The sequence below is a fragment of the Candidatus Villigracilis sp. genome, assembly GCF_057083605.1.
The window spans coordinates 37,715-63,765 of record NZ_JBXMTI010000001.1; the positions used below are offsets into that span (position 1 = coordinate 37,715).

The 26,051-nt window shown below is 49.5% G+C and carries 22 protein-coding genes; 6 read left to right on the plus strand and 16 right to left on the minus strand.

Going from position 1 to position 26,051, the window contains the following annotated elements; translation table 11 throughout:
- The first annotated feature begins 68 nt into the window (after positions 1-68).
- Positions 69-2,711, plus strand: a complete 2,643-nt coding sequence (gyrA, locus tag AC14M5_RS00190) for a DNA gyrase subunit A (protein WP_484027593.1) — start codon at positions 69-71, stop codon at positions 2,709-2,711.
- A 125-nt stretch (positions 2,712-2,836) separates the two neighbouring features.
- On the opposite strand, the gene AC14M5_RS00195 is transcribed toward gyrA, so the two are convergent.
- Positions 2,837-6,610, minus strand: a complete 3,774-nt coding sequence (locus AC14M5_RS00195) for a tetratricopeptide repeat protein (protein WP_484027594.1) — start codon at positions 6,608-6,610, stop codon at positions 2,837-2,839.
- Between the two features lie 388 nt (positions 6,611-6,998).
- On the opposite strand from AC14M5_RS00195, the gene AC14M5_RS00200 reads away from it, so the two are divergent.
- Entirely contained in the window at positions 6,999-7,430 is a 432-nt protein-coding gene (locus AC14M5_RS00200) for a hypothetical protein (RefSeq protein WP_484027595.1), read from the plus strand.
- A 126-nt stretch (positions 7,431-7,556) separates the two neighbouring features.
- A complete protein-coding gene (locus tag AC14M5_RS00205) occupies positions 7,557-8,000 on the plus strand; it encodes a DUF3592 domain-containing protein (protein WP_484027596.1) in 444 nt (147 codons plus the stop codon).
- Between the two features lie 29 nt (positions 8,001-8,029).
- Here the strand turns inward: AC14M5_RS00205 and AC14M5_RS00210 are convergent, their stop codons facing one another.
- Positions 8,030-8,770 carry a VOC family protein gene (locus tag AC14M5_RS00210; protein WP_484027597.1) on the minus strand — a complete coding sequence of 247 codons (741 nt, stop codon included), beginning with the start codon at positions 8,768-8,770 and terminating at the stop codon, positions 8,030-8,032.
- 39 nt (positions 8,771-8,809) lie between these two features.
- Between AC14M5_RS00210 and AC14M5_RS00215 the strand changes: the two genes are divergently transcribed.
- Entirely contained in the window at positions 8,810-9,196 is a 387-nt protein-coding gene (locus tag AC14M5_RS00215; protein WP_484027598.1) for a hypothetical protein, read from the plus strand.
- A 29-nt stretch (positions 9,197-9,225) separates the two neighbouring features.
- Here the strand turns inward: AC14M5_RS00215 and AC14M5_RS00220 are convergent, their stop codons facing one another.
- The 8 genes from AC14M5_RS00220 to AC14M5_RS00255 all read right to left on the minus strand — a co-directional run bounded on the left by AC14M5_RS00220 (position 9,226) and on the right by AC14M5_RS00255 (position 17,005).
- A complete protein-coding gene (locus tag AC14M5_RS00220; protein ID WP_484027599.1) occupies positions 9,226-9,795 on the minus strand; it encodes an HDIG domain-containing metalloprotein in 570 nt (189 codons plus the stop codon).
- A 118-nt stretch (positions 9,796-9,913) separates the two neighbouring features.
- On the minus strand, positions 9,914-10,555 hold the full coding sequence (locus tag AC14M5_RS00225) for a SanA/YdcF family protein (RefSeq protein WP_484027600.1): 642 nt from the start codon (positions 10,553-10,555) through the stop codon (positions 9,914-9,916).
- Positions 10,556-10,655: 100 nt separating this feature from the next.
- On the minus strand, positions 10,656-11,624 hold the full coding sequence (locus tag AC14M5_RS00230; RefSeq protein ID WP_484027601.1) for an ABC transporter permease: 969 nt from the start codon (positions 11,622-11,624) through the stop codon (positions 10,656-10,658).
- 10 nt (positions 11,625-11,634) lie between these two features.
- Entirely contained in the window at positions 11,635-12,597 is a 963-nt protein-coding gene (locus AC14M5_RS00235) for an ABC transporter permease (protein ID WP_484027602.1), read from the minus strand.
- A 159-nt stretch (positions 12,598-12,756) separates the two neighbouring features.
- Positions 12,757-14,589, minus strand: a complete 1,833-nt coding sequence (locus AC14M5_RS00240; RefSeq protein ID WP_484027603.1) for a peptide ABC transporter substrate-binding protein — start codon at positions 14,587-14,589, stop codon at positions 12,757-12,759.
- A gap of 104 nt (positions 14,590-14,693) precedes the next feature.
- Positions 14,694-15,806, minus strand: a complete 1,113-nt coding sequence (gene amrS, locus AC14M5_RS00245) for an AmmeMemoRadiSam system radical SAM enzyme (protein WP_484027604.1) — start codon at positions 15,804-15,806, stop codon at positions 14,694-14,696.
- 29 nt (positions 15,807-15,835) lie between these two features.
- Positions 15,836-16,039, minus strand: coding sequence for a hypothetical protein (locus AC14M5_RS00250; protein ID WP_484027605.1), 204 nt, complete (start codon positions 16,037-16,039; stop codon positions 15,836-15,838).
- A gap of 216 nt (positions 16,040-16,255) precedes the next feature.
- Positions 16,256-17,005, minus strand: a complete 750-nt coding sequence (locus AC14M5_RS00255; protein ID WP_484027606.1) for a hypothetical protein — start codon at positions 17,003-17,005, stop codon at positions 16,256-16,258.
- 168 nt (positions 17,006-17,173) lie between these two features.
- Here AC14M5_RS00255 and mobA point away from each other — a divergent pair, with 168 nt between their 5' ends.
- The gene (gene mobA / locus AC14M5_RS00260; protein WP_484027607.1) at positions 17,174-17,794 is read left to right on the plus strand and encodes a molybdenum cofactor guanylyltransferase; all 621 of its coding nucleotides are present in this window, start codon (positions 17,174-17,176) and stop codon (positions 17,792-17,794) included.
- On the opposite strand, the gene AC14M5_RS00265 is transcribed toward mobA, so the two are convergent.
- The gene (locus AC14M5_RS00265) at positions 17,757-18,179 is read right to left on the minus strand and encodes a universal stress protein (protein WP_484027608.1); all 423 of its coding nucleotides are present in this window, start codon (positions 18,177-18,179) and stop codon (positions 17,757-17,759) included. The two genes, mobA and AC14M5_RS00265, sit on opposite strands and share 38 nt — an antisense overlap.
- Positions 18,180-18,252: 73 nt before the next feature.
- Between AC14M5_RS00265 and AC14M5_RS00270 the strand changes: the two genes are divergently transcribed.
- On the plus strand, positions 18,253-19,521 hold the full coding sequence (locus AC14M5_RS00270; RefSeq protein ID WP_484027609.1) for a cysteine desulfurase-like protein: 1,269 nt from the start codon (positions 18,253-18,255) through the stop codon (positions 19,519-19,521).
- Positions 19,522-19,660: 139 nt separating this feature from the next.
- Here AC14M5_RS00270 and AC14M5_RS00275 read toward each other — a convergent pair whose 3' ends face one another.
- The 5 genes from AC14M5_RS00275 to AC14M5_RS00295 form a co-directional block, all read right to left on the minus strand.
- Positions 19,661-20,569: an ROK family protein gene (locus tag AC14M5_RS00275; RefSeq protein WP_484027610.1), complete on the minus strand. Its 909-nt coding sequence runs from the start codon at positions 20,567-20,569 to the stop codon at positions 19,661-19,663.
- Positions 20,566-22,164: a maltose alpha-D-glucosyltransferase gene (gene treS / locus AC14M5_RS00280; RefSeq protein ID WP_484027611.1), complete on the minus strand. Its 1,599-nt coding sequence runs from the start codon at positions 22,162-22,164 to the stop codon at positions 20,566-20,568. Before treS ends, AC14M5_RS00275 begins: the two co-directional genes overlap by 4 nt.
- A 3-nt stretch (positions 22,165-22,167) precedes the next feature.
- Complete coding sequence (locus tag AC14M5_RS00285) at positions 22,168-23,514, minus strand: GH1 family beta-glucosidase (protein ID WP_484027612.1); 1,347 nt, start codon at positions 23,512-23,514, stop codon at positions 22,168-22,170.
- Between the two features lie 80 nt (positions 23,515-23,594).
- Positions 23,595-24,698: a carbohydrate ABC transporter permease gene (locus AC14M5_RS00290; RefSeq protein WP_484027613.1), complete on the minus strand. Its 1,104-nt coding sequence runs from the start codon at positions 24,696-24,698 to the stop codon at positions 23,595-23,597.
- A 1-nt stretch (position 24,699) separates the two neighbouring features.
- Positions 24,700-25,863, minus strand: coding sequence for a carbohydrate ABC transporter permease (locus tag AC14M5_RS00295; RefSeq protein ID WP_484027614.1), 1,164 nt, complete (start codon positions 25,861-25,863; stop codon positions 24,700-24,702).
- Positions 25,864-26,051: the final 188 nt, after the last annotated feature.

Here is a 26,051-nt window from a genome sequence, read left to right on the forward strand (position 1 = left end):
CGAAGAAACCCAAAAGGTTTTTTTACTTAGCGCGCTTAGCGTACTTCGCGGTTCAAAAAGGACTTCATATGGAACTAGGTATCGTTAGAAAAATAGACATCGATAGTGAAATGCAGCAGTCGTATCTTGATTATGCGATGAGTGTAATTGTGGCGCGTGCGTTGCCTGATGCGCGTGACGGACTCAAGCCTGTCCAGCGGCGTATTCTATATGCAATGTATGATATGGGCATTCGCGCGGATACGGCCTACAAGAAGTCTGCGCGTATCGTGGGTGAGGTGCTCGGTAAATATCATCCGCATGGTGACTCGGCGGTGTACGAAGCCATGGCACGCATGGCGCAGGATTTTTCCATGCGCACTATGCTGGTGGATGGTCAGGGTAACTTTGGTTCTGTGGATGGCGACCCGCCTGCGGCCATGCGTTATACAGAAGCGCGTCTTACCTCTGCTGCGCTCGATATTCTTTTTGATCTTAATAAAAATACAGTTAACTTCACTCCCAACTTTGACGACACGCTCGAAGAGCCGAATGTTTTGCCTTCTGCGATTCCGAATCTTTTGGTGAACGGCGCGACTGGTATCGCGGTAGGTATGGCAACTTCAATTCCGCCGCACAACCTGAGCGAGATCGTGGATGCGCTAATTTACATGATCCAGCGGTGGGAAAAACTCGACGATATCGATGTTGAACAATTAATGAAGTTCGTGCAAGGCCCGGACTTTCCAACGGGCGGCCTCATCATTCAAGAGCAGGGCGAAGATGGAATTGAATCAGCGTATGGTTCGGGGCGCGGAAGAGTTACCGTGCAGGCCAAGGCTCATGTGGAGGAGATGGAAAGAGGCAAGAGCCGAATCATTGTGTCAGAATTGCCGTATCAGGTCAACAAGTCCAGTTTGATCGAGCGCATTGCAGAGTTGGCGCGCGATGGTCACCTCGAAGGCCTGTCCGACCTGCGCGATGAATCCGATCGTCAGGGAATGCGCATTGTGCTCGAGATGACGAAGAATGCCGATCCCGAAATCGTTTTGCGCAATCTTTATAAACGCACGCCCATGCAGACCACCTTTGGCATCAATTTGCTGGCGTTGGTGGATGGCGAGCCGCGCACACTCACCCTCAAGCAGGCATTGCGCGTCTATGTGGAACACAGGCTGACGGTAGTCAAGAGACGCGCTGAATTTGATCTGGATAAAGCCAAAGCGCGCGCGCATATCCTCGAGGGATATTTAATCGCATTAAAGAATCTGGATGAATTGATCGAGCTTATTCGCTCCGCATCAGACGTGGATGCTGCTCGGGGTAAACTGATGAAGCGTTACAAGCTGACAGAGTTGCAGGCCAACGCGATCCTCGATATGCAGTTGCGCAGGCTGGCCGCGTTGGAACGCAAGAAGATCGAAACCGAATACAAGGAAGTGACTGGGATCATCAAGGAGTTGACGACTTTATTGAAGTCACCGAAGTTGATGCGCGGCGTGGTTGCGGATGAATTGTTGAAGGTAAAAGCCGCTTATGGTGACCGACGCCGTACGCAAATTGTGAACCTGAAAGAGGGCGGAAAAGCTGGCAGGACATTGACCGCGCGTGAGCTGCCCCATCAGGCAGTATGGATCGGCGTAACCGACGATGGCCTCGTTTCGCGCACGCACGACGATAAACAACCGAAGCATTCAGGCAACGATGCGCCGCGTTACTTGATAAAAGCCAGCACAACCGACACTGTTTATTTCGTCAGCAAATTGGGAAAAACTGCTGCAGTTGCCGCGCATTTGATCCCCGAAGCGGACAAGATGAGTCAGGGCTCGATGTATTACAAGGTATCGCCGCTTACCGAAACTGACCCACTCGCGGCGGTGTTCGCACTACCCTCCAGTAAATCGACATTGGGAGTAGAGACTTGCGTGCTGACAGCCACGCGCTTTGGCATGGTCAAGAAGACACTGATCACAGAATTGCCGGGCCCCTCCTCACAGACCTTTACCCTGGTGCGTGTAAACGAAGGTGACAGACTCGGCTGGGTTGGGCTCACAGATGGAAAGAAGAAGGACATCATGCTATTTACGTCCAGCGGCATGGCGATCCGCTTCAAGGAAGATGACGTGCGCCCGATGGGGCTTGTTGCCGCAGGTGTGAATGGCATCAAATTGGAAGATAAGGATGAAGTGGTTGGCATGGAAGTTCTGCCCGCCGAAGGTGAGATATTCCTGCTAGCAAATGATGGTAAAGCCAAGCGCGTGGACGAAAAAGAATTCCCCAGGCAGGGACGTTATGGCAAGGGCGTGGTTGCATGGGACCTGCCTGCCAAAGAAACGCTTCTAGCAGTTGCCAGCGGAAAACCGAATCACGTCGCTACCATCCACATGAGCAAAGGCGCGGCAAAATCTGCGAGATTAGATTTGGCTGGTGTGAGGAAGCGTGCCGCGAGTAAAGGTGACCTGGTTGTCGAAGTGAAACCTGGAGAGACGATCACAGGCCTCGCCGTGGGGTGGACGGTGGAGAGGTTTGTTGCGGTGGAGAAGAAAGAGGAAAAGGCAAAGGGGAAGAAAGAAGTAAAAAGTAAGAAGGCTGTGGTGAAGAAAGCTGCGCCTAAAAAGACAGCGGCGAAAACAAAGAAGGTTTCAAAGCCTGCAAAGAAGACCAAAGCGAAGCCAACAAAAGCTTCTTCAAAGGCGAAAAAGAAATCGCCCGCAAAGGGGAAAAAGAGATAGCTTTATACCCTGAGACATCCGAGCTCTTTCCCCATTAGGATAAGTTAAGAATTCGGAGGTTTAGAAGAGAAGACCAGGAAAGGCCATAGAAAGGGATGAAGGCTGTGGTAAAGTCTGCGAAGAAATCAAAGGCCAGGACGGCCACCAACCTCTATTGATGAAGGTGGCTTGTACTTATCCCATATTCCTTCATGATCCAGCGCAAAAGCAAAGCTCCATTGTTCCTTAGACATCATTTGTAAACGCTTGCGTTCCGCTTCGTCTTGTTTGGACTCGGCTAGATACTCGTATAGTAGTGCCAGATGTCCATGCTCATAAACAGTACCCATGGTCAGTGAAAGGGCTTCTTCCAAATCGCCTTTTGCCGTGTCGTAATTTCCCTGACGATAATAAAGCCAGCCTCGTGTATCCAGGTAGTTACCACGCTGATTCCTTTTAGCTCTTTCATCCAACCCACTTTGCTCGAGTTCTGTCAAGGCACGATTGACCAGTTCCAGACCTTCCTCCAGATTAATTCCCCTCTCAGCATGTAAGTCATATGCCAACTGGTTACAAGCCTCAGCCAGTCTGCCAGTTAGTTGCAGAACTTCTTCCTTATCACCTTTTTCATTAGCTTCCTTGATTTGCTTATCAAGTAGTTGGATGCCTTTTTGGTATTCTGATCGTGCGTCGGCGTAGATGCCACGTTTAACATACACATTGGCAAGTTTCATATGAAGACTATAATCTTCTGGTGTCCTCTTGGATAACTCTAGTGCACCCAAATATGCGATTTCCGCCTCGCTGTACTGCTTCAAATCTGCCAGGACGTCTCCCAATATAGTTTGCGTGTTTACTTTATCATCTATCTCTTCCGGACCGAGCAACTGGATGGCTCGTCGATATTCGTGCACGGCTTGTTTGCGCCAGGCATTTGCTACGTCCGAGTTGGTTGAACTGGCAGCCTTGGCATTATAAGCATCACCCAGCCCCTGGTGAGGGAGGGGCTGATCTAAATCCCCGGCCAACTCTGCAGCACGCTTCCAATATTCCATGGAGCGATCATAATCATACAGGTTATAGTAGATTAGAGCCAATACTCTGTATGGGTAGGGATACGCTGGTACCAGGTTGATTGCATTCTGGCAGAACTTTATGGCGTCATCATATCTTTTCTTGCTCCTGAGTACATCAGCGTACGATGCCCACGATTGGGCAAGATGGTATATGTTAGTGCCGGCTGCGTAGATAGCTTGAAGATAAGCGCTTTCTGCTTCATCCAGTTTGTTTTCACTAAAAAGAGCATCTGCCAGGCCAATCCAACTTTGCCAATAATAGGGGTCGGCCTCTTCGATTTTATTGATATGCTCCCTTGCTTTGTTCCACTTCTTCAAACTCCTATAAATATTTGCCAAATCATAATTAACAAGATCTGCCTCGAAGAACCCCGCTATTTCCAGAGCTTTTTCTAAATACCGAATAACATTTTTGGAATTTTCCTTATCGAATCTAAGGAACATCCAGGCAGCGGCCCAGAGGTAGGACCGTGTTATAGGTGTAACCTTCGCCTTGGCTACTAAGGGCCAGTTTAAGTCACCATCGGTCAGCAGTTGTCTTACAATTTCCTGACTCACAGGGTCTTCAAAGGATTTGATTGCCAGAGTTATACCGGCTCTTTCTTCTGGTGAGCTGATTGCCAGTCTCATTACAATCTGTGCGGTGTCTTTTGATTCCTGGAACTGAAGTATACAATCTCTAAGAGTCGCATAAACTTCCTCCATCATATTAATTGTCTCAATAGATGTCTTAATATTTTCGGGGGCTATGGATACGTCAATTTCTTGGTTAATCACTTCCCCTTTGTCTGGCAATGAGTTTTTTTGCTCCTCACTATAGTATTCTGATTCGAGCTGGTAGATGGCAGCCAAATTGTCATAGTTTTCAGCGTCAAATGGGTTAAGCACTATTGCTTTACCCAGGAAACGTTTGGCCAATTCAAGCCAAAAGATCCAGTCTTGAATTGGTTTACTTTGTACATACTGAATCCAAGCTTGGGCACGATAAGTATCTGCCAGCCCTTTCAGGCTCTCGGTTAAAATGCTTTGGTCATTCTCCCCGAGGTCCCTGATGATTCGAAATACAGATCGATAGCAAATTTCTGCTTTAGCAAGCTGAGTTTGAGTAGTGTTAATACGTTGTTCCGGCCAATTTTTTTGCCACCCTGCCATGTCTTTCCGATATTCATTAATCATGTTCGTAAGATCATCGTAGGCAGGATTTAGATAGGTTGCCGCCAATATTAAGATGATCGTGTTATCTTCAGGGTTAATCGCATGAGCCTTCTCCAGGTATTCTCGGGCCTTTGGATAAATCTTTCGTTCAAGATGAAATCTACCGAGTTCACCGAGCGCGGCGCTATCTTCCTTGTCCAACTTCAGGCGTTCTAGCAGGGCACTCTCCCATTTTCTGCGTATTATTTCAATTTTCTGCTGATTCCCCTTTCCCTGAGAAGTTGCTTCGAGCTCGAGGATGTTCATTAATATCTGATAGGTCCGACTAAGTTCCTTGAGTGAAATAATGGCGTATTTCCTCAAGCTAGCCAATCGCTTTTCCGAATAATTCATTCGGTGGCGTTCCTGCCTAATCAAGTAGGCGTATTCTTTATTTGCAGCCTTCAATTGCTTAAGCGCCTGATTGCAATAGTCCCGCGCTATACCGAAATTTTCCAAATTTTCAGAGATCAAAGAATCGCTATAACGCCCCAGCCAATGCCCAAGTTCAGCACGAGCGAGCGGAAAGGGGTGCTTAGTGCTCTTTGCTACTACACGCTCTCCAGCTCTAATAGCATTTAGAATATAGTCCTTTGCAATAGAGATTTGTTTTAATTCAAGATAGTTTTGCCCAAAGGCAAAATAGGCTTGTCCCAATTTAAAATGGGCTTCGCGCATATTTGGTTCTTTTTGGGTTGCCAACTTGTACATTTCGAATGCCGAGTTCGAGTTCCCTGTGTCCTCGTAAAGTTGACCTAAGTTATAGTAAGCCCAGGCATACTCACTATCTTCAACAATAGCTTTTTCAAAGTGCTGTCGTGCAGCATCCAGGGCGATGAAATTTTGTGCCCCACTTTGCCAGTAGCGTTTATAGTCCCCGAGTCCGTCAACCACTTCTCGAAAACTCTGCCACCGAGAAGGTGAAAAGTCAGCGAGATCGGAACTCATCATATACGCAAGCTGGCGCGCCAATGCTCTCGCAATTGAGTCCTCATTCTGCTCCTTCTCAGGCAGTTCATCGCTGCGCAATTCATAGGTACGGTCCTCGAATGAGGCTACAATCATCCATATGCTCCCAAACTTTTGAAGCCTCCCACTAATTCCGCCACCCTGAAAAGCCTGCACAATCAGATATAGCAGGCCACCCAGTGGCAGGCTTACTGATCCAATGGAAAAAGCCCCTATCCCCTTTAATGTTTCAACCAGTTCATCTTCTACTCGTGTGCTACCGGGTCCAGCGCCACGAGGGGAAATACTGATTGGGCCGGGAACCACGCCTTGCTTCAACGCCAATTTATACGCCGAGATCGATTCCGGTATAGTGAGCACCTCTCTAATACGTTGCATCTCAAGCTGAAGCAACTCAGAGAAGTTCAACGCCAGAGCATCATACTTCTCCTTGTTTTCCCTATCGCCAGTAGCATTGAGAAAAGGGTGGATGGTAGGAGCTTGCTGGTGTCGCCACCATCGCGCTACAATTAGTAAAGATCCAAAGGTGATAATGATCCACAGAAGAGCGAGCCCAAACGCACCAATGGTGTTTCTTGCCCCCTGGTCTTTGATTATGAACAAGGCCAAAGCCACCAAAAGGGCCAGATAAAACAGGCTTTGGATGGTGTTATACACGCGGGATTTTCTTAGATTTTTCATCCTAACTCCTCTCTCATTAGGCGAGCCTAGGAAATCGCAGTGTAGACCATTTTATCTCGTTATAGATTTTGCACAATTATCCAACCCAAACAAAATATATGCTATGTAATCGGATTGTACTACGCATCGAATTACCTAACATTAAAATCGAGAATCTTTTTTGTCAGCTAATTATTGACCATACAGGATTTGGATACGGGCATGGATTTCCTATTCCCTTATTGAGAGCCGTGGTCAGAATTATGCGTCAAAATACTCTTTTACTGGTGAATCTCAAGAGGTCATATTGCCACGGCATCCCTACGGACATTGAGGATAAAGGGCAGTTGACTTTCGGAATATTCCTGTGCCCTTATTGTATCCCCAAAACATGCTGTATACTCGCCCCATGCTCCCCTCAAACCCCACCCTTTTGCAAAACGAGACCATCCTCAAGCAGGGTATCGTCATGCGTTACGGATACAGCAGGGGTTTGGCTGTCACGCTCACAGACAGGCGCCTGATCTTCAAGAATTTATTCATCGAGGAATGGTTTCCGCTCTCGCATATCAAGTCCATTTCGAAATCGGGGAATTTCCTTATCGTGAAATTCGATAATGGATATACGGAAGAATTCTCCATTCCCACTGCGGATGAATTGCTGGCAGAGATCGAAAAGGCAAGGGTCAACGCGCCTGAGATGGAGTATGCCACGAGGGTACCTTCGAGCTCCGGTGCGGGCTTGTCAAAGACTACGATCATCCTGCTCGCAGTGGGCTCTGTGGCTGTTTTCAGTATCGGTTGCTGTCTGCTCGTCGCCGCGCTTATTTATCGATTCTGACCAGGCTTAATTCAGGAGCTTGCAGTTGATTTTCAACGTGCCAAACACGCCGATGGTCAATGGAATCTTGCCTGTCTGGATGATGCAGGTTTTGCCATATAATGACACATCTCAAAGGAGGCTGGCATGTCTATGTCACCAACAATTTGTTCAGGAGTGTTTTTCCTGATCGGCCTGGCAATTATCTTTTCAGGCTGGATGACCTACCGAAGATCGAATCAAACCTCCAATTGGGTTTCTACTATAGGACAGATCAAGACCTCCAAAGTAACGCGCACAGGAGGGAACGATATCAAGTATTACGCGCACATCGAATATGAATACTCTGTGCTTGGCATCATCCATCGTTCAAACAAGGTCACTGTGGCTGAGTTGATGGGAATTGAAGATACAGGCATCTCTGCCGCGCAGGAAAAAGTTAAGAAGTTCCCCATTGATAGTTCAGTCACAGTTTATTACGACCCCGAGGATCCACAGAGAGCTATACTCGAAAAAGGCGGCGACTCCAGCCTCTTTCTGCTCGGAGGCATTTTCATACTTTTTGCTATTGCGTTTTGGATCTTTCAGTGAGTGGTTTGTCCGGTCTAACGGGAAATTTATCAAACGAATTTATACGGCACGCCACTCAGCGTGAACTCTCTTTCGTTGGCTTGCCCTTTCGGAGATGATGCAATATCCACCTTTATGGGGAGCATCCGCGCAGGCACGCCTGTGTTGGGATACCAGATGCGGTTCTCAATTGGCAGGATGAGCAACCCGTCTTCATCACCAATGGGGGTGAAGGTTTCATTGGGTTCCTGCTTGTAAACCGAGACTCCCAGTTTTTCACACAAGTCTTTGACGAATGCGATCACATCTTTTGAAGGCAGGCCGATCTCACTGACCTGTAATATCTGTTCGCTGTTGAATGGGGTTTCAACCGCGTTTTTCTGGTCATGCCTGGCGATGAATTCAAGGATGTTTCCAGCCGCGTCTTTGAAATATAAAGAGGTGGCGTTCCAGGTCTGGCTTTGGAATTCATCGTTTCCCTTGTCATCCTTCAAAAGCGGGATTCTCTTCGAAAGCCATGCCTTGGCCTGTGGAAATTGATTCTCAGGAATATTGAAACAAAAATGGTATGCACCGTTCCAATTGGAAGGCGCTTGTTTGAAGACCAGGTCCGTCCTGCTCGCTTTTACGAGCAGGAAATCATCCTCGAGGTGGGCGGGCAATTCCAAAACGTTGGCATAATATTCCCTTTGGACAATCAGGTCATCGGTCAGGAGTTCGAGGCGTTTGATCAGCATGGGTTGATTATAAAATATTTTGAGTGTCCCACTATTTTCAGAGATATAATCCATCCCACAACTTTCCCTATTTCGTTTGATGGAGGCCGCTCCATGGAATACTCCATTCACCTGGACGAAGAACATAAGATCGTCATTGCGGTTCCAAGAGGGGAATGGGAGCCTGAGACCGACAATACCATGATCCATCAGATCATGGAAATGGTGGATACCACAGACGCTCAAAAGGCCTTATTGGATATCCGAGAGCTTCATCTAAACATGTCCGTGATTGATATCTTCGATCATGCAAGGGAAATTCGCGAGAAGCGGCAGAAATTCAGGAAGGTCAGTACGAAGGTAGCAGTAGTGTATTCCGCGGCCGACCCAAAACTTGAAGAAGATATGTTGTTCTTTGAAACTACGGTGCGTAACCGCGGCCTGCCTTATAAAGTATTCAAAGACATCGAGGCTGCATTCGCATGGCTAATGGAAAGATAGATATAAAAACTCAGTCATAACTTTAGATATTATGGAGTCATGTTTCCTACAAGATCCAATTCTGGCGCGATCTTTCGCATGGCCTGGATCACATTGCCCACATGCTCCCAAAGTTCCACGCCGAGTTCCTGCGCGGCATGTTCCATTTCACCACGATCCGTGCCAGCGGCGAAAGCCTTATCCTTCCATTTCTTTTTGACCGAACTTGCTTCAAGGTCATATAAGGAACGGGACGGACGCACCAGTGCCACGGCAGTGATGAGACCCGTTACCTCGTCACAAGCAGCAAGAGCTTTTCTTCGGATCGTATCACGCGGGATACCGGTATGATCCGCATGGCTTAGGATATCCTGGATAACTTCCTCGCTCACACCGCGCTCACGCAGGGTCGCTGAACCCTTTTGCGGATGCCCCTCCAAAGTTGGGTGGACCTCCCAATCAAAATCATGCAGCAAGCCGATCAATCCCCATAGTTCGACATCTTCACCATACTTATCTGCATAAAACCGCATGGCAGTTTCTACAGAAAGCATGTGGCGTACAAGGCTTTCACTTTTGACGAATTCACGCACAAGGGCAAGGGCTTCATCACGGTTCATTGTGTTCTCCATTTTAGATTTTAAGAGCGTTCGAGTGCAATCCACAGATTGCGCAGATTTTGCAGATTGGAAATTTTAATAAGAAATCTGCGCTCATCTGTGCAATCTGTGGATAAAGTCATTCAATCGGTTCAGACTCTCCAAGCACAGGCAAAGGCTTTGCGATCATTACATCCCATACCGCCTGAAAGTGAAAGTTGGCAAACAATTCACGGAAGTTCCAGTAGGCGCGAAAACGCTTGAGGAAGTAATGGTTGTTCGCCTCCACACCGGTGGATTCCACACCAAACCAATTGCATAAAAACAAGGCGCGCGGCAAATGAAACGCCTGTGTGACAAGGATTGCAGAATCAACCTGGAAGATGGCTTTTGCACGATAACAAGTATCGTAAGTACGGCGGCCTGCGTAATCAAGCACGATATCCTCATTTGGCACGCCGAGGTCGAGCGCATATTGACGCATGGCTTCAGGCTCGTTGTATGCGGTGATGCGATTATCGCCGCTCATCAGCAACTTGTCCACTTTGCCCTGTTGATATAACTTCACAGCCGTTTCCACGCGGTCACGTAGAACGGGCCCTGCGGAACCATCACGCAGCAAACCTGCCCCAAAGACAATTGCCACTCGTGCTGACGGAACATTTTCTATGCTGAATGTGCGCGGAGCAGCAAAGATCACAACCACAAACCTGGGCAGGAGCAAGCCGATGGTCAACAGAAGCGCAGTGCTGTAGAGAAACCTTATTGTCTTTTTTAACATGATGGGCAAAAAAATACAGCAGGATGATGGAATCGAATTCATCCTGCTGTAACCAATTGTAACTGAGGGAAGTGTTACAAGGGAGATGGTGATCTATGGATTACACGTGGCGGTTGCTGCGCGGGTCATAAGCATCGCGCAAACCATCACCGACGAGGTTGATGCATAGAATGATGGCAATGATAAACGCACTGGGGAATACCCACATCCACCACGCGCCGCGGATCAGGAAGGACTGCGCCTGTTGCATCATGTTGCCCCAGGTGGAAGTCGGCTGCTGAACGCCAAGGCCGAGGAAGGAAACGTATGCTTCTGTGAGGATTGCGCTCGCCAGACCCAGCGTGGTCGAAACAATAATGGGCCCCAGCGTGTTTGGTACCAGGTGGCTGAAGAAAATCCGACTGTCGCTTGCACCAAGAGCCCTGGATGCCGAAACATAATCCAGCTCCTTCAGCGAAAGCACATTGGCACGCACGATACGGGCGAGGTACATCCAGGAGGTGAGTCCGATCACGAGGATCACGATGCCGATGCTGCCGCTGAAAGTGCGCCCAAATATGACAACCTGGCCGACCTCGCGGCCAATGAACTTTGCCAGCACAATCAGCAGGAACAGGGATGGAATGGCAAGCATTGCCTCGGTGAAACGCATCAGGACGGCGTCAACCCAGCCGCCATAATAGGCAGCGGTCCCACCGATGATTGTACCTAGGGTAACCGCAATAAATACGGAAAGAATTCCGATGAAAAGCGATATCTGTCCGCCGTAAATGATACGATTGAAGACATCGCGGCCCACGCTATCAGTGCCAAACCAGTGCTCGCTCGTCGGACCAGTCAAGCGAGCCTTCAGATCGGTTTCATTGGCACTGCTTTCGGGGACAATAATTGACCCACCAATGATAAAGATCAGCAGAAGAACGGCCCCGATTCCGCCCAGCAGGGCCATGCGGTGCTTGCGGAAGCGGCGCCATACCAACTGACCAGGGGTGAGCGGCACCTTGCCTTCCGCCTTAAGGAACTCAGTGGCGATAACGGGCGACTCAACGATATCAGGATTGATAGCCATGTAATTTCTCCTAGCTCAAGCGGATACGGGGGTCGACGACTGTATACAACACGTCAACAATAATTGTGAAGAAAACTACCCCGGTGGATGTCAGCAGGAGCACTCCTAAAACAACCGGGTAATCACCGCGCTGGGCGTATTCCCAGAATAGCCGCCCCATGCCAGGCCACGAAAAGACGGATTCGGTGACCAGCGCGCCGCCCATTAGGAAAGGAATATCGAGACCAATGATGGTGACAAAGGGCAGGATCGCATTGCGCAAAGCATGCTTGTACAACACGACGCGTCGGGTTAAGCCCTTCGCGTGAGCGGTACGAATGTAGTCCAGGCCCAACACTTCCAATATACTCGACCGCAGGAAACGAGCATAAGCTGCGGTCTGGATTGCCACGAGACAGAAAACTGGCAGGATGAGATGACGGATCATCTCGACCGGGTTTTTGGGATCCCAGATATCCGCGCCGGTTGGCAGATAAGGCAGACCCCAGCGTTTGAAATACACCGCGAAGAGCATAATGCTACCGAGAGCAATGAAGAAAATCGGCATCGAGTATCCGATGAAGGATAAGGAGGTGATCACGTTATCAGTAAAGGAATACTGCTTGATTGCCGCCACCAATCCGAGACCAAGAGAAACAAGGATGATGAAGAATTCAGCGGTGCCCATCAGAATCAAGGTCATGGGCAGGCGTTGTTTGATCATCAGGAGAACAGGCTGCTTCGAGAAAAAAGAATCGCCCAGATCCCCTTGCATCGCAAGGCCAAGCCACTTGACGTATTGGTTCGGGAAGACCGGCTGATCCAGGCCAAGATTGTGGGCAATCCTTTCCCTATCGGCAGCAGTCAGGCCTGGTCGATTGGCATATTGCGCCATCGGGTCAGAAGAATAATGTGTGAGAAGGAAACACAGCAAGGTAATGATGAATAATATGAATATTGCTTGCACAATACGGCGAACTATATAAGACCACATGCCTCTTTCCTTTCTACTATCCTGTAAATGATCTCAACGCCAGAACGGTAGTCAATTAGTAATCCCAACGCCCTAGGATTCGCACAAATGATGGCTTGGTGGTAGACCTGTGGCACCATTGGCGCCACAGGTCTATTCTTGTGTTTCTAGACGGGAAGTTTACTTGGTGGTGTCGTAGTACTCAGCGGCCCAAGAACCAAAACCTCCACCTGTGTAGCCTGAGGTTTCCGGGTAGACCAAAGTGTCCGCAAATGCGTAAACATTGGCACGCGCATACAATGGGACGAAGAGCACGTTGTCGTATTGGTACTTCTGAATCGCGTCATAGGCTTCCTTGCGGGTGGCCGCGTCAGAAGAGGCCAGGCCCTGCGCGAACAATTCATCCAGCGCGGGATCGCAGAAGTGGTAATTGTTCTGCCCAGTCGGCTTATCCGCGAAGGGCACACCTGAGCAAAGGAAGGTGTCGCCGGTGTCAGGATCGGGGTAGAAGCCGGTGGTATAGATGCCCATATCGAAATTACCGGTTTGCAGGTCTGCACCCTCGCCATACGAGCCGAAGTAGGTACCAGCGGGCAGATGGTTCGGCTTTATATCGATCCCGATTTCCCTGAGGCTCGCCTGGATCGCCAGGACGTTATCTACGCGTCGTTGGGCGGTGGTGGTCTCGATGCCGAGTGAGAACTTGACCGGTTGGCCATCACAGGTGCCTTCACGGATTCCATCGGCACCGACAGCGTAACCTGCTGCATCCAACAACTCGTTGGCCTGAGCCGGATCATATGGATACGGGGTCAACTCTGTGTTGTACCAGTAGGAGTTCGGCCACAACGAGGCGATGAACGCGGCCTCATCCTCTTTCAAGTACTCCTCGATGAAGGTGAGGCGGTCGATACCAAGCATGATCGCCTTGCGAACGTTGACATCCTTGAACGGGCAGAAGCCATCTACATCGCTCTGGCCGGTCACAGTACCGTCAGGCAGGGTGACGCCAGCAACGGTGCCTAGGTTGAAGAACAGATGCTCAAATTCAGGGGTGGGATCAACGCGCAGTTTGATGCCTTGTGCCTCAAGGCCTTTGACCGTCTCAATGTCAGATTCAGCGAGGTTGACCATCAGGTCTACATCGCCAGCCTGCAAAGCAGCCAGACCGGCTTCAGGATCTGGAACGAACTTGATGTTGATGTAGTCGAGAAGCGCCGCATCACCAAAGTAGTTGGGATTGCGTACCAGCGTCATATGATCGCCTGGTATCCATTCCTTGATGGCGAAAGGTCCGGCGGCCCAATTGGGTTGGTGCATGACCGGGTCGGTCTCGAGCGCAGTCTTGCCCTCGAAGATATGAGCAGGCAGCAAGCCGCCACCGATGTTGTTGGGGCCCAAATCGAAGAGCAGTGGCCAGGCCGGGTAGAGCTCACTGAAGTGAATCACCACAGTCAGATCATCGGGCGTATCGATGCTGGCGATTTTGTCATAGCCAGCGCGGCTGATCGGGGCATTGCCCTCGTCCATGATAGCCTGCCAGGTGAAGACATAGTCGGCGGAGGTGACTTGCTCACCATCGGACCAGAAGACACAATCCTTGAGTTTCCAGGTCAGTGTAAGGCCATCAGCAGATACGCCACCATTTTCGGCAGTGGGGACTTCTTCCGCGGCATAGGCAACCAGCTCGTTGTTGTTGTCCCACTTGCCAGGACCAATACCGTACATCTGCCAAATCCAGGCGGCAAAGCTCATGTTGCTGAAAGTGCCGACAGCTTGGTCAGGTTCCTGCTCAAAGGCAATAGTGATGCCCTTGGCGCCGGTATCTGCAGTGGTCGGGTCCCAGCCTGTAACTGCCGGTGCACAAGCCGCTGGAGCTTCTTCGGTTGCCGCGGGGGCATCCGTAGCTGCGGGGGCTTCCGTCGGTGCCGCTGTGGCAGGAGCGCCACAAGCCGCAAGCAAAACGCTCGCAAGCACCATCAACGAAAGTAGGACAGAAAGGTTTCGTTTCACGTTTCTCCTCCTTAAAGAGAAAATAGTTTAATGGAGTATAGAGGAAATCAGATTTTCTTTCCTCACGCCTCCTGACATCATAAATTATACAACAATAACCAAATCTACCATATAGGGATTGGATATCCAATCCCATTTAACCCTACTGTGGAGGGGTTTTTAGGCCATAGGCCGGCGATCTTTTCCCCGCAATTTGGACACGTTCCCTCCCCCGTAATTTTATATTCGTGGATGACGTACCCGCTTCTTTTCACAAGCCGATAACTGCACGCTGGGCAAAGTGTATCCTCATACTCCCCAACATTTCCCGGCAAATTCCCTGCGTACACAAATCTCAACCCGGCCTCACGCCCGATCTCCGCTGCACGGATCAAAGTCTTCGCATCCGTATTATCAGGTTCGGTCATTTTGTAATCTTTATGGAAAGCCGTCACATGCCAGGGAATATCAAGCGATAATCCTGAAAGGAAACGTGCCGCATCCCATAGCTCTTCATTTGAATTATTGAAGCCAGGAATCACCAGGGTAACCACTTCCACCCATAAGCCTGCTTCACGTGCACGTTTGATGCCATCCAAAGTATGCTGCAATGTACCGCCCAGCTTGCGGTAGTTCTTATCGTTCATACATTTCAAGTCGACTTTATAAGCATCCAGATACGGCGCGATATATTCCATGACTTCAGGTGTGTTATTCCCGTTTGAAACATAGGCACACATCAAGCCATTTGCTTTTGCTTCCTTGAATATCTCAATCGCCCACTCGCTCGTAATCAATGGCTCATTATAGGATGAGACAACTGCCGAAGCATTTGTGCGTTGTGCAAGCTCCACCATTTGTGCGGGAGTCATCTTTCTCACCAATTGACCAGCCCCCTCCGAAGCGGGGTCACGCATGGCTTGCGATGTCATCCAATTTTGGCAATAACCACAATGGTAGTCGCAACCCAACATTCCAAAGGTCAACGCATTGGTGCCTGGCATCACGTGAGAAAAAGGCTTCTTCTCGATTGGGTCGCTTTGCAATGCGCCTACATAGCCCCACGGCACTCGCAGTTTTCCTGCTTCGTTGAATCGCACCTGGCAGATCCCGCGTTTCCCCTCGCGAATCAGGCAGCGATGCCCGCACGCGAAACAGCGCACGGCGTTGTCTTCGAGCTTTTCGTATAACTCACCTTCAACAGTCAGGCTGTCAAGGAAAGATCCCAAGTCACTCATTTCGACCTACACTACACAGGAAAGAAAGTTTATGCATTATCTTTTAATTCGTCCTCTACCCAGCTTGTATCTTCTTCGATCTTGCGTACTACAATTTTCAAGCCGGGGAACTTGGATTGAGGATCAGACAGGAGTTTTTTTACTGCCTGAATGGTGGAATCGGCGAAATGGTGGGCAGCTTCATCCTCACCCTCGATCCATAACTTTACATTGAGTCGGATTCCTTTTTGCATGTTAATCTCCTAACTCGGACAAGCCGAAAAAGATTTACACTTGCGCTGCACGCCAGTGCAGGTGACCACAAAGGGCACAAAGGTCACGAAGGAAGACCTTAAAACCTCTGTGTACTTCGTGTCCCTTGTGTTTAAAAATCCTTGCACACACACCTGCCCTGGCATGGCTTAAGCCGCACGGTGCCAGGGAAAAACAAGAATCTCACTGATAAGATACTAATTTGCCAGATTATCCAATGGAACCCATTGGCCATCTCGCAATACTTCGATCTCCATTATAGGATGGATTTCCCATAAGGTAATGCGATATTTTCCGATGTGCTCCGGGTGTTCAGGGTCGAAGAACAACCAGCCGCTGATACGCACTCGATCCTGGTTTTCAATGATCGGCTGCAACAGGTCGAGGCTCCATTTGTGATCGATGCGCACCCGCGGGGTCGTCTCTGTCACTATGGCCACCGAACGATCCTCGCCCGGGTTCTCTACCAGTGAAACGTGCCAATCCACCAATTCATTGCTGGTGCCGTGGCAGTTCGTCGATTCTGGCCCGGATTCTGTAGCGGCGGATATATAACCTTCGGCTACTACCGGGATGCCCTCGTACTTTTTGATGATGGCCGTCTCTTCATCTGACCAGTTGGCCCGATCCCTTCTCTCGGTATTCTCCGGCCAGGTCAGCGCAGCGATGGTATCGAAAGTGACTGGAACATAGTCACCCTCATCCACGCGATTTTTGAGGAAATTATTGTCCGGATCACCGCCATCACCTTCAGGTGGACAGCCCTGGAAAGTACTAACCACCGGCACAGGTTTATCCAGCATATCCGGCAGCCCTCCCGCCGGACTAGAAGAAGGCGTTTGCGCGGCAGGTGATGAAGTGCCAGCAGCCACCGGAAGGTCTGGCATCAAAGTCTTAACTTCGTCTACATCTGGAACGAAGGTGGATAGACTTTTGAGCGTTGGCATTACGGTTTCCGGGCGAGGCAGACCCGGGATCAACCCCATATACCAAACCACGATTGCTATTAAGATCAGTATGATAAGGAAACCAGATGATTGGCCTCTTCTCGATCTTCTTCTAGGCGACATAAGCTTCTCCTCTCATCGTTGTTAAAACTGTGCCATAATATATTTATGTTAACTGTTGCCATTCAAGCGGGCGGGCAGTCTTCCCGCATGGGCGAAGATAAAGCCTTGAAAATTTTTTTGGGAAAGCCGCTCATTCAACGTGTGATCGAGCGGCTTGCTCCCATTGCAGATGAAATCATTGTTACGACAAATCATCCCGCTGATTATGACTTTCTAAGTCTGCGCCTCATACCCGACCTCAAGCCTGGGCGCGGCGCCCTGGGCGGACTCTACACTGCAATCGCATCTGCTACTTCTCCGCTGGTGGCTGTGGCGGCCTGCGATATGCCTTTCGCTAGTAAAAGTTTTTTCGAAGCCGCAAGCAGACTCATGGTCGAAAAAGAAGCGGATGTTGTCATCGCAAAGTCAGAGGAAGGCTATGAACCTTTCCATGCCTTATATCGCCGCGAGGTTTGCCTGCCTGCGATTGAATCTGCAATCGATTCAGACCTGTGGAAAGTTATCGCCTGGTTTCCGCAAGTTAAAGTACACACACTCACACTTGAAGATGTGAGGCGTTACGACCCAACTGGTTTGGCTTTTTGGAACGTGAACACGCCGGAAGAATTTGCCCAGGCGGAGGAAATTGCTACCTCACAAGAAGCACCGGGCACGGAGCCTCGCTGACAACCTTTTGGCTGTTACTGCCAAGCACTGCGCCTGCCAATCTTCCCAGACCGCGCGAACCCATAACGATCAAATCGCAATTGCGCGTCTTTGCAACATCGATGATCGCATCAGAGATGTTGCCTTCGATCAACTCGCTTTGAATTTCAGCCGGAACCTGACCAACCATATTCTCTGCTTCATGTAAAACGTCTTGTGATTCGTTCATGCGCGAATCGATGGCGCGCTGTAAATTGGGTTCTCCCAAATAAGCAGGGACAGGTTCATAGGCGATTACGATTCGGAGTTCCTTTGCTTTTACGAATCGTGCTAAATCCCCGGCTACTTTTGCTGCATGTGAAGCGTGTTCGGAACCATCTACTGCCAACAGAATTTTGTCAAACATAAAATCTCCTTTTCTGTGGGGTACAATTTCAGTATACAACCCCAGTGTCTGAGTTTCATTAAAGGAGCCTTACATGTCGCTAAACCTCGAACTGATTCGTCGGCAATTTCCTTCATTAAATCGCCCTGCCGTCTTCTTTGATAACCCAGGCGGGACTCAAATTGCAAAACAATCCTTGGATCGTATTAATCAATATTTAATGGAGAATAATGCTAATCATGAAGGCATGTTCGAGACCAGCCGCAAATCGGATGAAGTTTTGCATGAAGCTCATGCCGCCATGGCAGATTTCCTCAACGCGGCCAGGCCTGAAGAAATTATTTTTGGCAATAACATGACTACACTTTCACTGCATTTTTCGCGGACGTTGGCGCGTAACTTGAATGCGGGAGATGAGATCGTGGTGACCCGCCTCGATCATGACGCGAATATCTCCCCCTGGCTTTTGGTGGCGGAGGATAAAGGCTGCAAGATCACCTGGGTCGATTTTGACGTAGAGGATGGAACACTTAAAGTAGACGAGTTTGCCAAAGCCATGGAACGTAAGCCGAAGATCGCAGCTTTTGGTTATGCATCGAATGCGCTGGGAACGGTTAACCCTGTGCGTAAGTTGACCAAAATGGCTAAGGAAGCAGGTGCATTGGTTTACATTGATGCCGTGCAATACGCGCCGCATGGCCCCATTGATGTGCAGGATCTGGGTTGTGACTTTTTGGTGTGTTCATCTTATAAATTCTTTGGCCCCCATGCGGGTGCATTATATGGAAGATCTAACTTATTGAACGAGTTGAAGCCTTATAAAGTGCGTCCCGCTTCAAATGAGTTGCCTTATAAATTTGAAACGGGCACACAGAATCACGAGGGAATTGCGGGCGTGTTGGGTGCGTTGGAATATTTCGAGTGGATCGGAAACCAGTTCGGGCAGGAGCAGGCCGAGGCATGGAAAGCGGCGGGCTTTTCCGGGCGCAGGCTGGTTTTCAAGCAAGCCATGTCCGCTTTGAAGGCGTATGAGTTTGAGTTATCGCGCGCATTGATCGAAACCATTCAATCTGTGAAAGGGACGCATATTTATGGTCTCACCGATTTGAAGCGATTGGATGAACGCGTTTCAACTGTTTCATTCACATTGGAAGGAAAACATCCAAATGATGTTGCCAAACAATTGGGCGATGCGGACTTCTATGTTTGGGATGGGCACTACTACGCGCTGGCGGTCGTTGAAAGATTGGGCTTGTTGGATAAAGGCGGCATGGTGCGTGTGGGCGCGGCTCATTACAATACATTGGATGAGATCGCGAGGTTTGGGGAGGCGTTGAGGAAGATAGTGAGCAGTGATAAGTAATAAGTGATGAGTAAAAAGAGGAAAGGCAAAAAATCAGCCTTTCCTCTTTTTATGTTAACGCAAGTAGGTCAGGCTTGCAGCCTGACATTCTTTTGAAATGTGAGTTTTGGCAGGTTACATACCTGCCCTAATACTTGTGCTAATTCTGTAACGCTTGCTCTGCCAGCGCGATGGCCCCCAACATACCCGAACGATTTCCAAGGCCTGGAGAAACGATATACGATTCGATATTTTCAAGGATGACCGGCGATTGGATGTATCCATTAATAAGTTCTTTCGTTCTTTGCTGGACCCTTGGCAGGAGATGCGTCAATGAGCCTACTCCTCCGCCGATAATGATCCGCTGGGGCGAGAGGGTGTATGAATAACTTGCCAATGCCTGTGCAATGTAATCGGCTTCAAGTTCCCAGGCGGGGTGATCTTTTGGGAGTGTACTGCCGCGCTGTCCCCAGCGTTTTTCAATGGCAACGCCCGACGCAAGACCTTCAAAACAGTCGCAATGAAATGGGCAGGACCCCTCAAATGGGTCTTTATCAAGATCGTGACGTACTGCGATGTGCCCCATTTCGGGGTGGGTCAAACCATGCAGAAGTTTGCCTTCCACATACGCACCGCCGCCAATGCCTGTGCCAATAGTCAGATAGATAAAAGTCTTAAGTCCCTGCGCCTTGCCCCAACGCCATTCGCCCAAAGCTGCGCCGTTAACATCGGTATCAAAGTTGATGGGGATGTTAAAACTTGAGCTTAACATGCCAACAACATTTGCCTCGCCCCAGCCTGGTTTGGGGGTCGGGAGGATATGCCCATAAGTAGGCGAGGCAGGATTCGGGTCAAGCGGACCGAAGCACGCAAATCCAATGGATGCAAGTTTGCCGAGGCTGACTTCCTGTTGTTTAAAGAATTCGACCACCTGAGCCATCGTCTCGTCTGGTGTAGTGGTTTGGAAGCGGGCTTCTGCACAGATATTATTCGGCCCGAGGCTCACAACGCACACAAATTTTGTGCCACCACCCTCAATGCCGCCGTAGATGTGATGGTTATTTTTCATTTATGCATTTGCAGCCAGAGATAGGAATAGGGTTGAAGAGTGAATGTTTCGCCGAGGGTTTGTATATGACCTGCGAACAGGTCCGAATATTTCTTTTGATATTCTGCCGGGAGTTCTATCACTTCAGGCGATGAACTTAAGTTGTTGAGGATCAACATGGTGTCATTATCGTGCTGGCGGATGTAAACTGCAACTGCGGGGTTGCCAGTTTCGACCCATTCCATGCTGCTGCTTCCAAACGCGGCATGTTTCTTGCGGATGGCGATCATCCTTTGGATGGAATGGAACAGCGAATCGGGATCGTCGATCTGGCTGGCAACGTTCACATGTTGATACCCCAAATTTCCTTTGACGAATTCTGAAAAAGGTTTGCCAGTGGAGAAACCTGCATTTGGTGAATCATCCCATTGCATGGGGGTGCGAACACCGTTGCGGTCGGGCAGGTCGATGTTATCTCCCATGCCGATCTCATCTCCATAATAAATGATCGGTGATCCGGGCAATGTAAATAACAGGGAATTAGCGAGTTCAATTTTACGGCGGTCATTATCGAGCAGGGGGCCAAGTCGGCGGCGAATGCCGAGGTTTAGTTTCATGCGTGGTTCGGGTGCATACTGTTCCCACATCCACTGGCGCTCCGAGAGTGTGACCATTTCAAGTGTGAGTTCATCGTGATTACGCAGGAAGGTGCACCACTGGCAATTTTCGGGGATGGAAGGCGTGCGGCGCATGATCTCCGCGATGTCTTCGTAACGTTCCTTTTTGAGGGCCATGTAGATGCGCGGCATGATGGGGAAGTGAAAACCCATGTGGAATTCATCGCCATCGCCAAAATAAGGACGGACATCCTCAGGCCATTGATTCGCCTCGCAAAGCAGTATACGGCCGGGGTAATGCTCATGCAGGAAAGAGCGCAATTTCTTCAAATAGACATGCGTTTCGGGCAGGTTTTCGCAGTTGGTGCCTTCGCGCTCGAACAGGTAGGGAACTGCGTCAGCCCGGAAGCCATCAATTCCCAGGTCCAGCCAGAAGCGGGCTACGTTAAGCATTTCTTCCTGCACTTTTGGATTGTCGAAATTTAGGTCGGGCTGGCTGGCGTAAAAGCGATGCCAGTAATATTGTCCTGTTTTTTCATCCCACGTCCAGTTAGAGGGTTCGGTATCCACAAAGATAATGCGCGCATCCATGTATTTCTGGTCTGTATCACTCCAGACGTAATAATCACGATAAGGCGAGTTGCGGTCTGAGCGGGAAGCCTGAAACCAGGGATGTTCGTCAGATGTATGATTCAGCACAAGGTCCATGACGATGCGAATATCCCGTTCATGTGCGGCAGCGATCAATTCCTTGAGATCATCCAGACTGCCAAATTCTGCGGACACATTATAGTAATCTGCAATATCGTAGCCGTCGTCATTCAAGGGCGAGGGATAGATCGGCATGATCCAGATGCAATCCACACCCAGGGTTTGCAGGTAATCCAGTTTTGAAGTTACTCCACGCAGGTCGCCATGACCGTCGCCGTTGGTGTCTTTGAAGGCGCGCACGGAGATTTCATAAAAAACAGCGTCTTTGTACCAGAGATCGTTTTTCATAATTTATATCGAGATCGAATTTTGTTTTGCAATTTCACTGAACCAATACGCGCTTTGTTTTGGAATGCGCTGCATGGTCTCATAATTTATGCGGATCAAGCCGAAGCGCGGGCCGTAACCGCGTTCCCATTCAAAGTTGTCGAAGACGCTCCAGACAAAATATCCGCGCACATTCGCCCCAGCTTGAATTGCTTCGTGCAAAATATGGATGTGTGATTTGATGTAATGGATGCGATCCCAATCCTCAACGAATCCTTTTTCATCTGGAACATCAGGCATGGCACATCCGTTTTCAGTCACATACAATTTTGGGTTGCCATAATTTTCCTTGAGGTTTATCAGCTCATTTTTCAATCCCGCGGGATGGATGCCCCACTTCATTTCCGTTTGTCCCCAACCCGCTGCGCTATAGGGTGTTATGCGCGCCTTGTTCAAACCAGCGAAGACGTCAAACGAAACGAGATCGGTGTTGTAATAATTCAATCCGAAATAATCGAGAGGCTGGTGGATGAGTTCAACGTCTCCGGACTTAACCTTAGGCTGGTGCGTGCCAATGAAGTCGAACAACCGTTGAGGGTATTCTCCCTTAAAGACCGGGTCGAGGAACAGCGCATGGGTTTCATCATGCACACGCTGGGTCGCGTCGATATCCGCCTGGCTTTCGCTGGCGGGGACAAGTCCGTTGAGATTCAGAATAAGGCCGATCTCTCCTTTGTATCCGCCCTCGCGAAATAATTGAACGGTTTTTCCGTGAGCAAGCAATAAATGATGCGCGGCCTGATAAGCCTGCGAATAGTCGCAAATGCCGGGAGCATGCACGCCCGTAGCATAGCCCAGGAACGCGGCCACCCAGGGTTCATTGTGAGTGGCCCAAAATCGGACGCGATCTCCTAAACGGTCAAAGACGAGGCGGGCGTATTCAACAAAGCGGTCAGCGGTATCACGGTTGGGCCATCCGCCTTTATCTTGCAAGTTTTGCGGCAGATCCCAATGATAGAGAGTGGTTTTGGGTTGAACACCAGCTTTGAGCAATTCATCCACGAGGCGGTCGTAAAAATCGAGCCCTTTTTTGTTGGCGTTGCCTTCGCCTGTGGGAACGACGCGCGGCCACGAAACCGTAAAACTGTAACAGGGAAACCCCAGTTGTTTAATCAGGGCCACGTCTTCAGGCATGCGATGGTAATGATCACATGCCTTGTCTCCGTTCCCGGCGGTCTGGATGTGATAGGGCGAATGGGTAAAACGATCCCAGATGCTTTCGCCGCGACCATCTTCATTCCATGCGCCTTCAATTTGATACGCCGAAGCGGCCACACCCCAGACGAAATTTGATGGAAATCTATACTCCACGAAGTCACCAGTTCCTTTACATCAACCGCCAAGAATAAAATTCTTGGCGGTTGATGTTTTTATTTTTTGTGTTTCGCCGCTCATCCCTTTACGGAACCTGCCAACAGACCGCGCACAAAATAACGCTGCATCGAGAAGAAGACCAGTAACGGCAGGACCATCGAGACGAATGCGCCAGCCGTCAACAAGTGCCATTCGCTGCCCCGCGAGCCAACGATGGCAGCCATACGCTGAGTCACCAATTCAAATTCCGGGTTGCCGCCCAGGAAGATCAACGCCACCAGGTAGTCATTCCACACCCACAGGAATTGGAAGATGGCAAAGGATGCCAATGCAGGCACAGACAAGGGCAATATGAGCCGGGTGAAAACCATAAAGTGCGAGGCACCGTCGATAAATGCCGATTCCAAAATATCACGCGGCAGGGAGCTAATATAGTTGTAGAGCAGATAAGTTGCCAATGCCAGGCCAAAACCTGTATGGGCCAGCCAAATTGCCAGGAACGTACCGTTAAGATGCAAAGCCTTGTAATCCCGCAAGATCGGCACCAAGGCGATCTGCAAAGGTACAACCAATAATGCAACAACCGTAATAAACATCCAGCGCCGACCCGGGAATTTCATCCAGGCAAAGGCGTAGGCTGCAAATGCTGCGATCAAAATGGGAATCACAGTAGATGGAATGGCTACAGCCAAACTGTTCATGAAGGCGCTGCTCATATTATCGCCGGGAACAACTTGGACTGTGCCGTCTGGTTTTTTGAATTCAAAATCCTGGCCGCCCAGAACCTGTCTATAGTTATCGAGCGTAAAATTCCAATCGACGGTCCAGACCCGCTCCTGCACTTCCACGCGGCCCAGGCGTTTATTGCCGATCCAGGTTATGCGTTTGCCATCCGGGGTTTCAACGCCAAGCCGAAATTGCTCAAACGTTCCGGTTGCGCCTTCGATCTCCATAACCCCGTTTGTATCCAGCCCTAATTGCGTGATATCGATATCCCTGACATGCTGCCAGTCGCGATATGGGAAAATCCTCCACCAACCGGTAGTGGCAATTTTATCCCTGGCGCGGAATGAAGAGACAAAAATACCCAGGGTTGGAATGGTCCATAGCAGGATAAGCACGAGGAGAGTTAGATTAACAATTGTTTGGCCGAGTTGCTTTTGTTTTTTTCCGCTGTTCATCCTAGAAAGCCTCCTGTTCCCTGAATTGTCGCAAGTTATAAATCATCACTGGGATTACAGCGATCAACAGCACGATGGCAATGGCCGACCCGAAACCGGAATTACGGTTGGTGAACGACTGCCTGTAAAACTGGGTTGCGATTACATGCGTGCCAAATTGTCCCCCGGTCATCACCCAGACCACATCAAAAATCTTCAGTGTAAATATCACAACTGTGGTCCAGACCGAGATGATCGTACCGCGGATATAAGGAACCATGATGCGGAAAAAGATTTGAATCTCACTGGCACCATCAAGGCGGCCCGCTTCCATGAGCTCCTCGGGGATGCCTTTCAACGCCGCTGAAAATAAGACCATCGAAAAGCCGGCTTGCAGCCAAACCACGATCACGATCAAAAATAAATTGTTCCAGGGCGCAACAGCCACCCATTGCGGCCAGGCTTGAGGGGTCCCGCCGAAACCTGTGACGATTGAATTCAAGAGGCCGATCTGTGTTTGACCGACCGGTCTGTATTCATAGATGAAATTCCAGATGATACTCGCGCCAACGAAGGAAATCGCCATGGGAAGAAAGATCATGGTTTTTGCCGTTTTCTCGAAACTGCTACGGTCGGCGAGCACTGCAATCAAGAGGCCGAAAATGATCGAAAATGAACTTCCAAAAACGATCCACATCAAGTTGTTGCGGAACGCTTCGAGCATTAAATCCTGTGTAAAAACAGCCACATAATTACCCAGGCCGACAAAAGATTCACTGCCTAATTGCTGCAATGGGTTGAGCCCATCTGGAGGGCCGTTACGGCTGAAGAGACTGATCCAAAAGGTACGAAATGTCGGAATAGCCAAATACCAGGAAAGGATCGCCATGGCGGGCCCAACAAAAACAAATGGCAGGAGCCGGGTTCTCCAGGCATCGGGGAGTCTCTCAACCAGATTATTGAATATCCAGTACAGGAGGGCAACCCCTCCAACACCCCAAACAATTGCAACCAGGGTGATAACTTCCCGCGGCGCATTACTATCCCGCAGGAAAAGGAATCCCAGATATAAAACATAGAAGGCAATAAAAGGGATGCTGACTGCCACCAGGGTTCGGGCAATTAAGGCAAGGATTCTTCCCCCGAGCGACTGATCTAGTGTTCTCTGGGTATTCGGCAGGTCCATGGCCAACTCCTTGGGCTGATTACAGGATAAAAAGTTTTGGGGTGAAAGGCAAATTAATATGATTGCCTTTCACCCCATAATTCACTTGCTAGCTACTATATTACTTGGGCCAGGACGCGTCGATGGCCTGCATTGCTGTATCCAAATCTTCAGAACCGGCAACATAGCTGGTGATGTGCTCCCAGAAG

Bases quoted from the DNA above. Each gene is read 5' to 3' on its own strand.
- AC14M5_RS00230 (WP_484027601.1), bottom strand. From the start codon at position 11,624: ATGGCTATCAATCCTGATATCGTTGAGTCGCCCGTTATCGCCACTGAG.
- gyrA (WP_484027593.1), top strand. From the start codon at position 69: ATGGAACTAGGTATCGTTAGAAAAATAGACATCGATAGTGAAATGCAG.
- AC14M5_RS00250 (WP_484027605.1), bottom strand. From the start codon at position 16,039: ATGCAAAAAGGAATCCGACTCAATGTAAAGTTATGGATCGAGGGTGAG.
- AC14M5_RS00225 (WP_484027600.1), bottom strand. From the start codon at position 10,555: ATGTTAAAAAAGACAATAAGGTTTCTCTACAGCACTGCGCTTCTGTTG.
- AC14M5_RS00220 (WP_484027599.1), bottom strand. From the start codon at position 9,795: ATGAACCGTGATGAAGCCCTTGCCCTTGTGCGTGAATTCGTCAAAAGT.
- AC14M5_RS00255 (WP_484027606.1), bottom strand. From the start codon at position 17,005: ATGCCAACGCTCAAAAGTCTATCCACCTTCGTTCCAGATGTAGACGAA.
- AC14M5_RS00200 (WP_484027595.1), top strand. From the start codon at position 6,999: ATGCTCCCCTCAAACCCCACCCTTTTGCAAAACGAGACCATCCTCAAG.
- amrS (WP_484027604.1), bottom strand. From the start codon at position 15,806: ATGAGTGACTTGGGATCTTTCCTTGACAGCCTGACTGTTGAAGGTGAG.
- AC14M5_RS00235 (WP_484027602.1), bottom strand. From the start codon at position 12,597: ATGTGGTCTTATATAGTTCGCCGTATTGTGCAAGCAATATTCATATTA.
- treS (WP_484027611.1), bottom strand. From the start codon at position 22,164: ATGAAAAACGATCTCTGGTACAAAGACGCTGTTTTTTATGAAATCTCC.
- AC14M5_RS00290 (WP_484027613.1), bottom strand. From the start codon at position 24,698: ATGAACAGCGGAAAAAAACAAAAGCAACTCGGCCAAACAATTGTTAAT.
- AC14M5_RS00210 (WP_484027597.1), bottom strand. From the start codon at position 8,770: ATGGATTATATCTCTGAAAATAGTGGGACACTCAAAATATTTTATAAT.
- AC14M5_RS00275 (WP_484027610.1), bottom strand. From the start codon at position 20,569: ATGAAAAATAACCATCACATCTACGGCGGCATTGAGGGTGGTGGCACA.
- mobA (WP_484027607.1), top strand. From the start codon at position 17,174: ATGTTAACTGTTGCCATTCAAGCGGGCGGGCAGTCTTCCCGCATGGGC.
- AC14M5_RS00270 (WP_484027609.1), top strand. From the start codon at position 18,253: ATGTCGCTAAACCTCGAACTGATTCGTCGGCAATTTCCTTCATTAAAT.
- AC14M5_RS00205 (WP_484027596.1), top strand. From the start codon at position 7,557: ATGTCTATGTCACCAACAATTTGTTCAGGAGTGTTTTTCCTGATCGGC.
- AC14M5_RS00295 (WP_484027614.1), bottom strand. From the start codon at position 25,863: ATGGACCTGCCGAATACCCAGAGAACACTAGATCAGTCGCTCGGGGGA.
- AC14M5_RS00265 (WP_484027608.1), bottom strand. From the start codon at position 18,179: ATGTTTGACAAAATTCTGTTGGCAGTAGATGGTTCCGAACACGCTTCA.
- AC14M5_RS00195 (WP_484027594.1), bottom strand. From the start codon at position 6,610: ATGAAAAATCTAAGAAAATCCCGCGTGTATAACACCATCCAAAGCCTG.
- AC14M5_RS00215 (WP_484027598.1), top strand. From the start codon at position 8,810: ATGGAATACTCCATTCACCTGGACGAAGAACATAAGATCGTCATTGCG.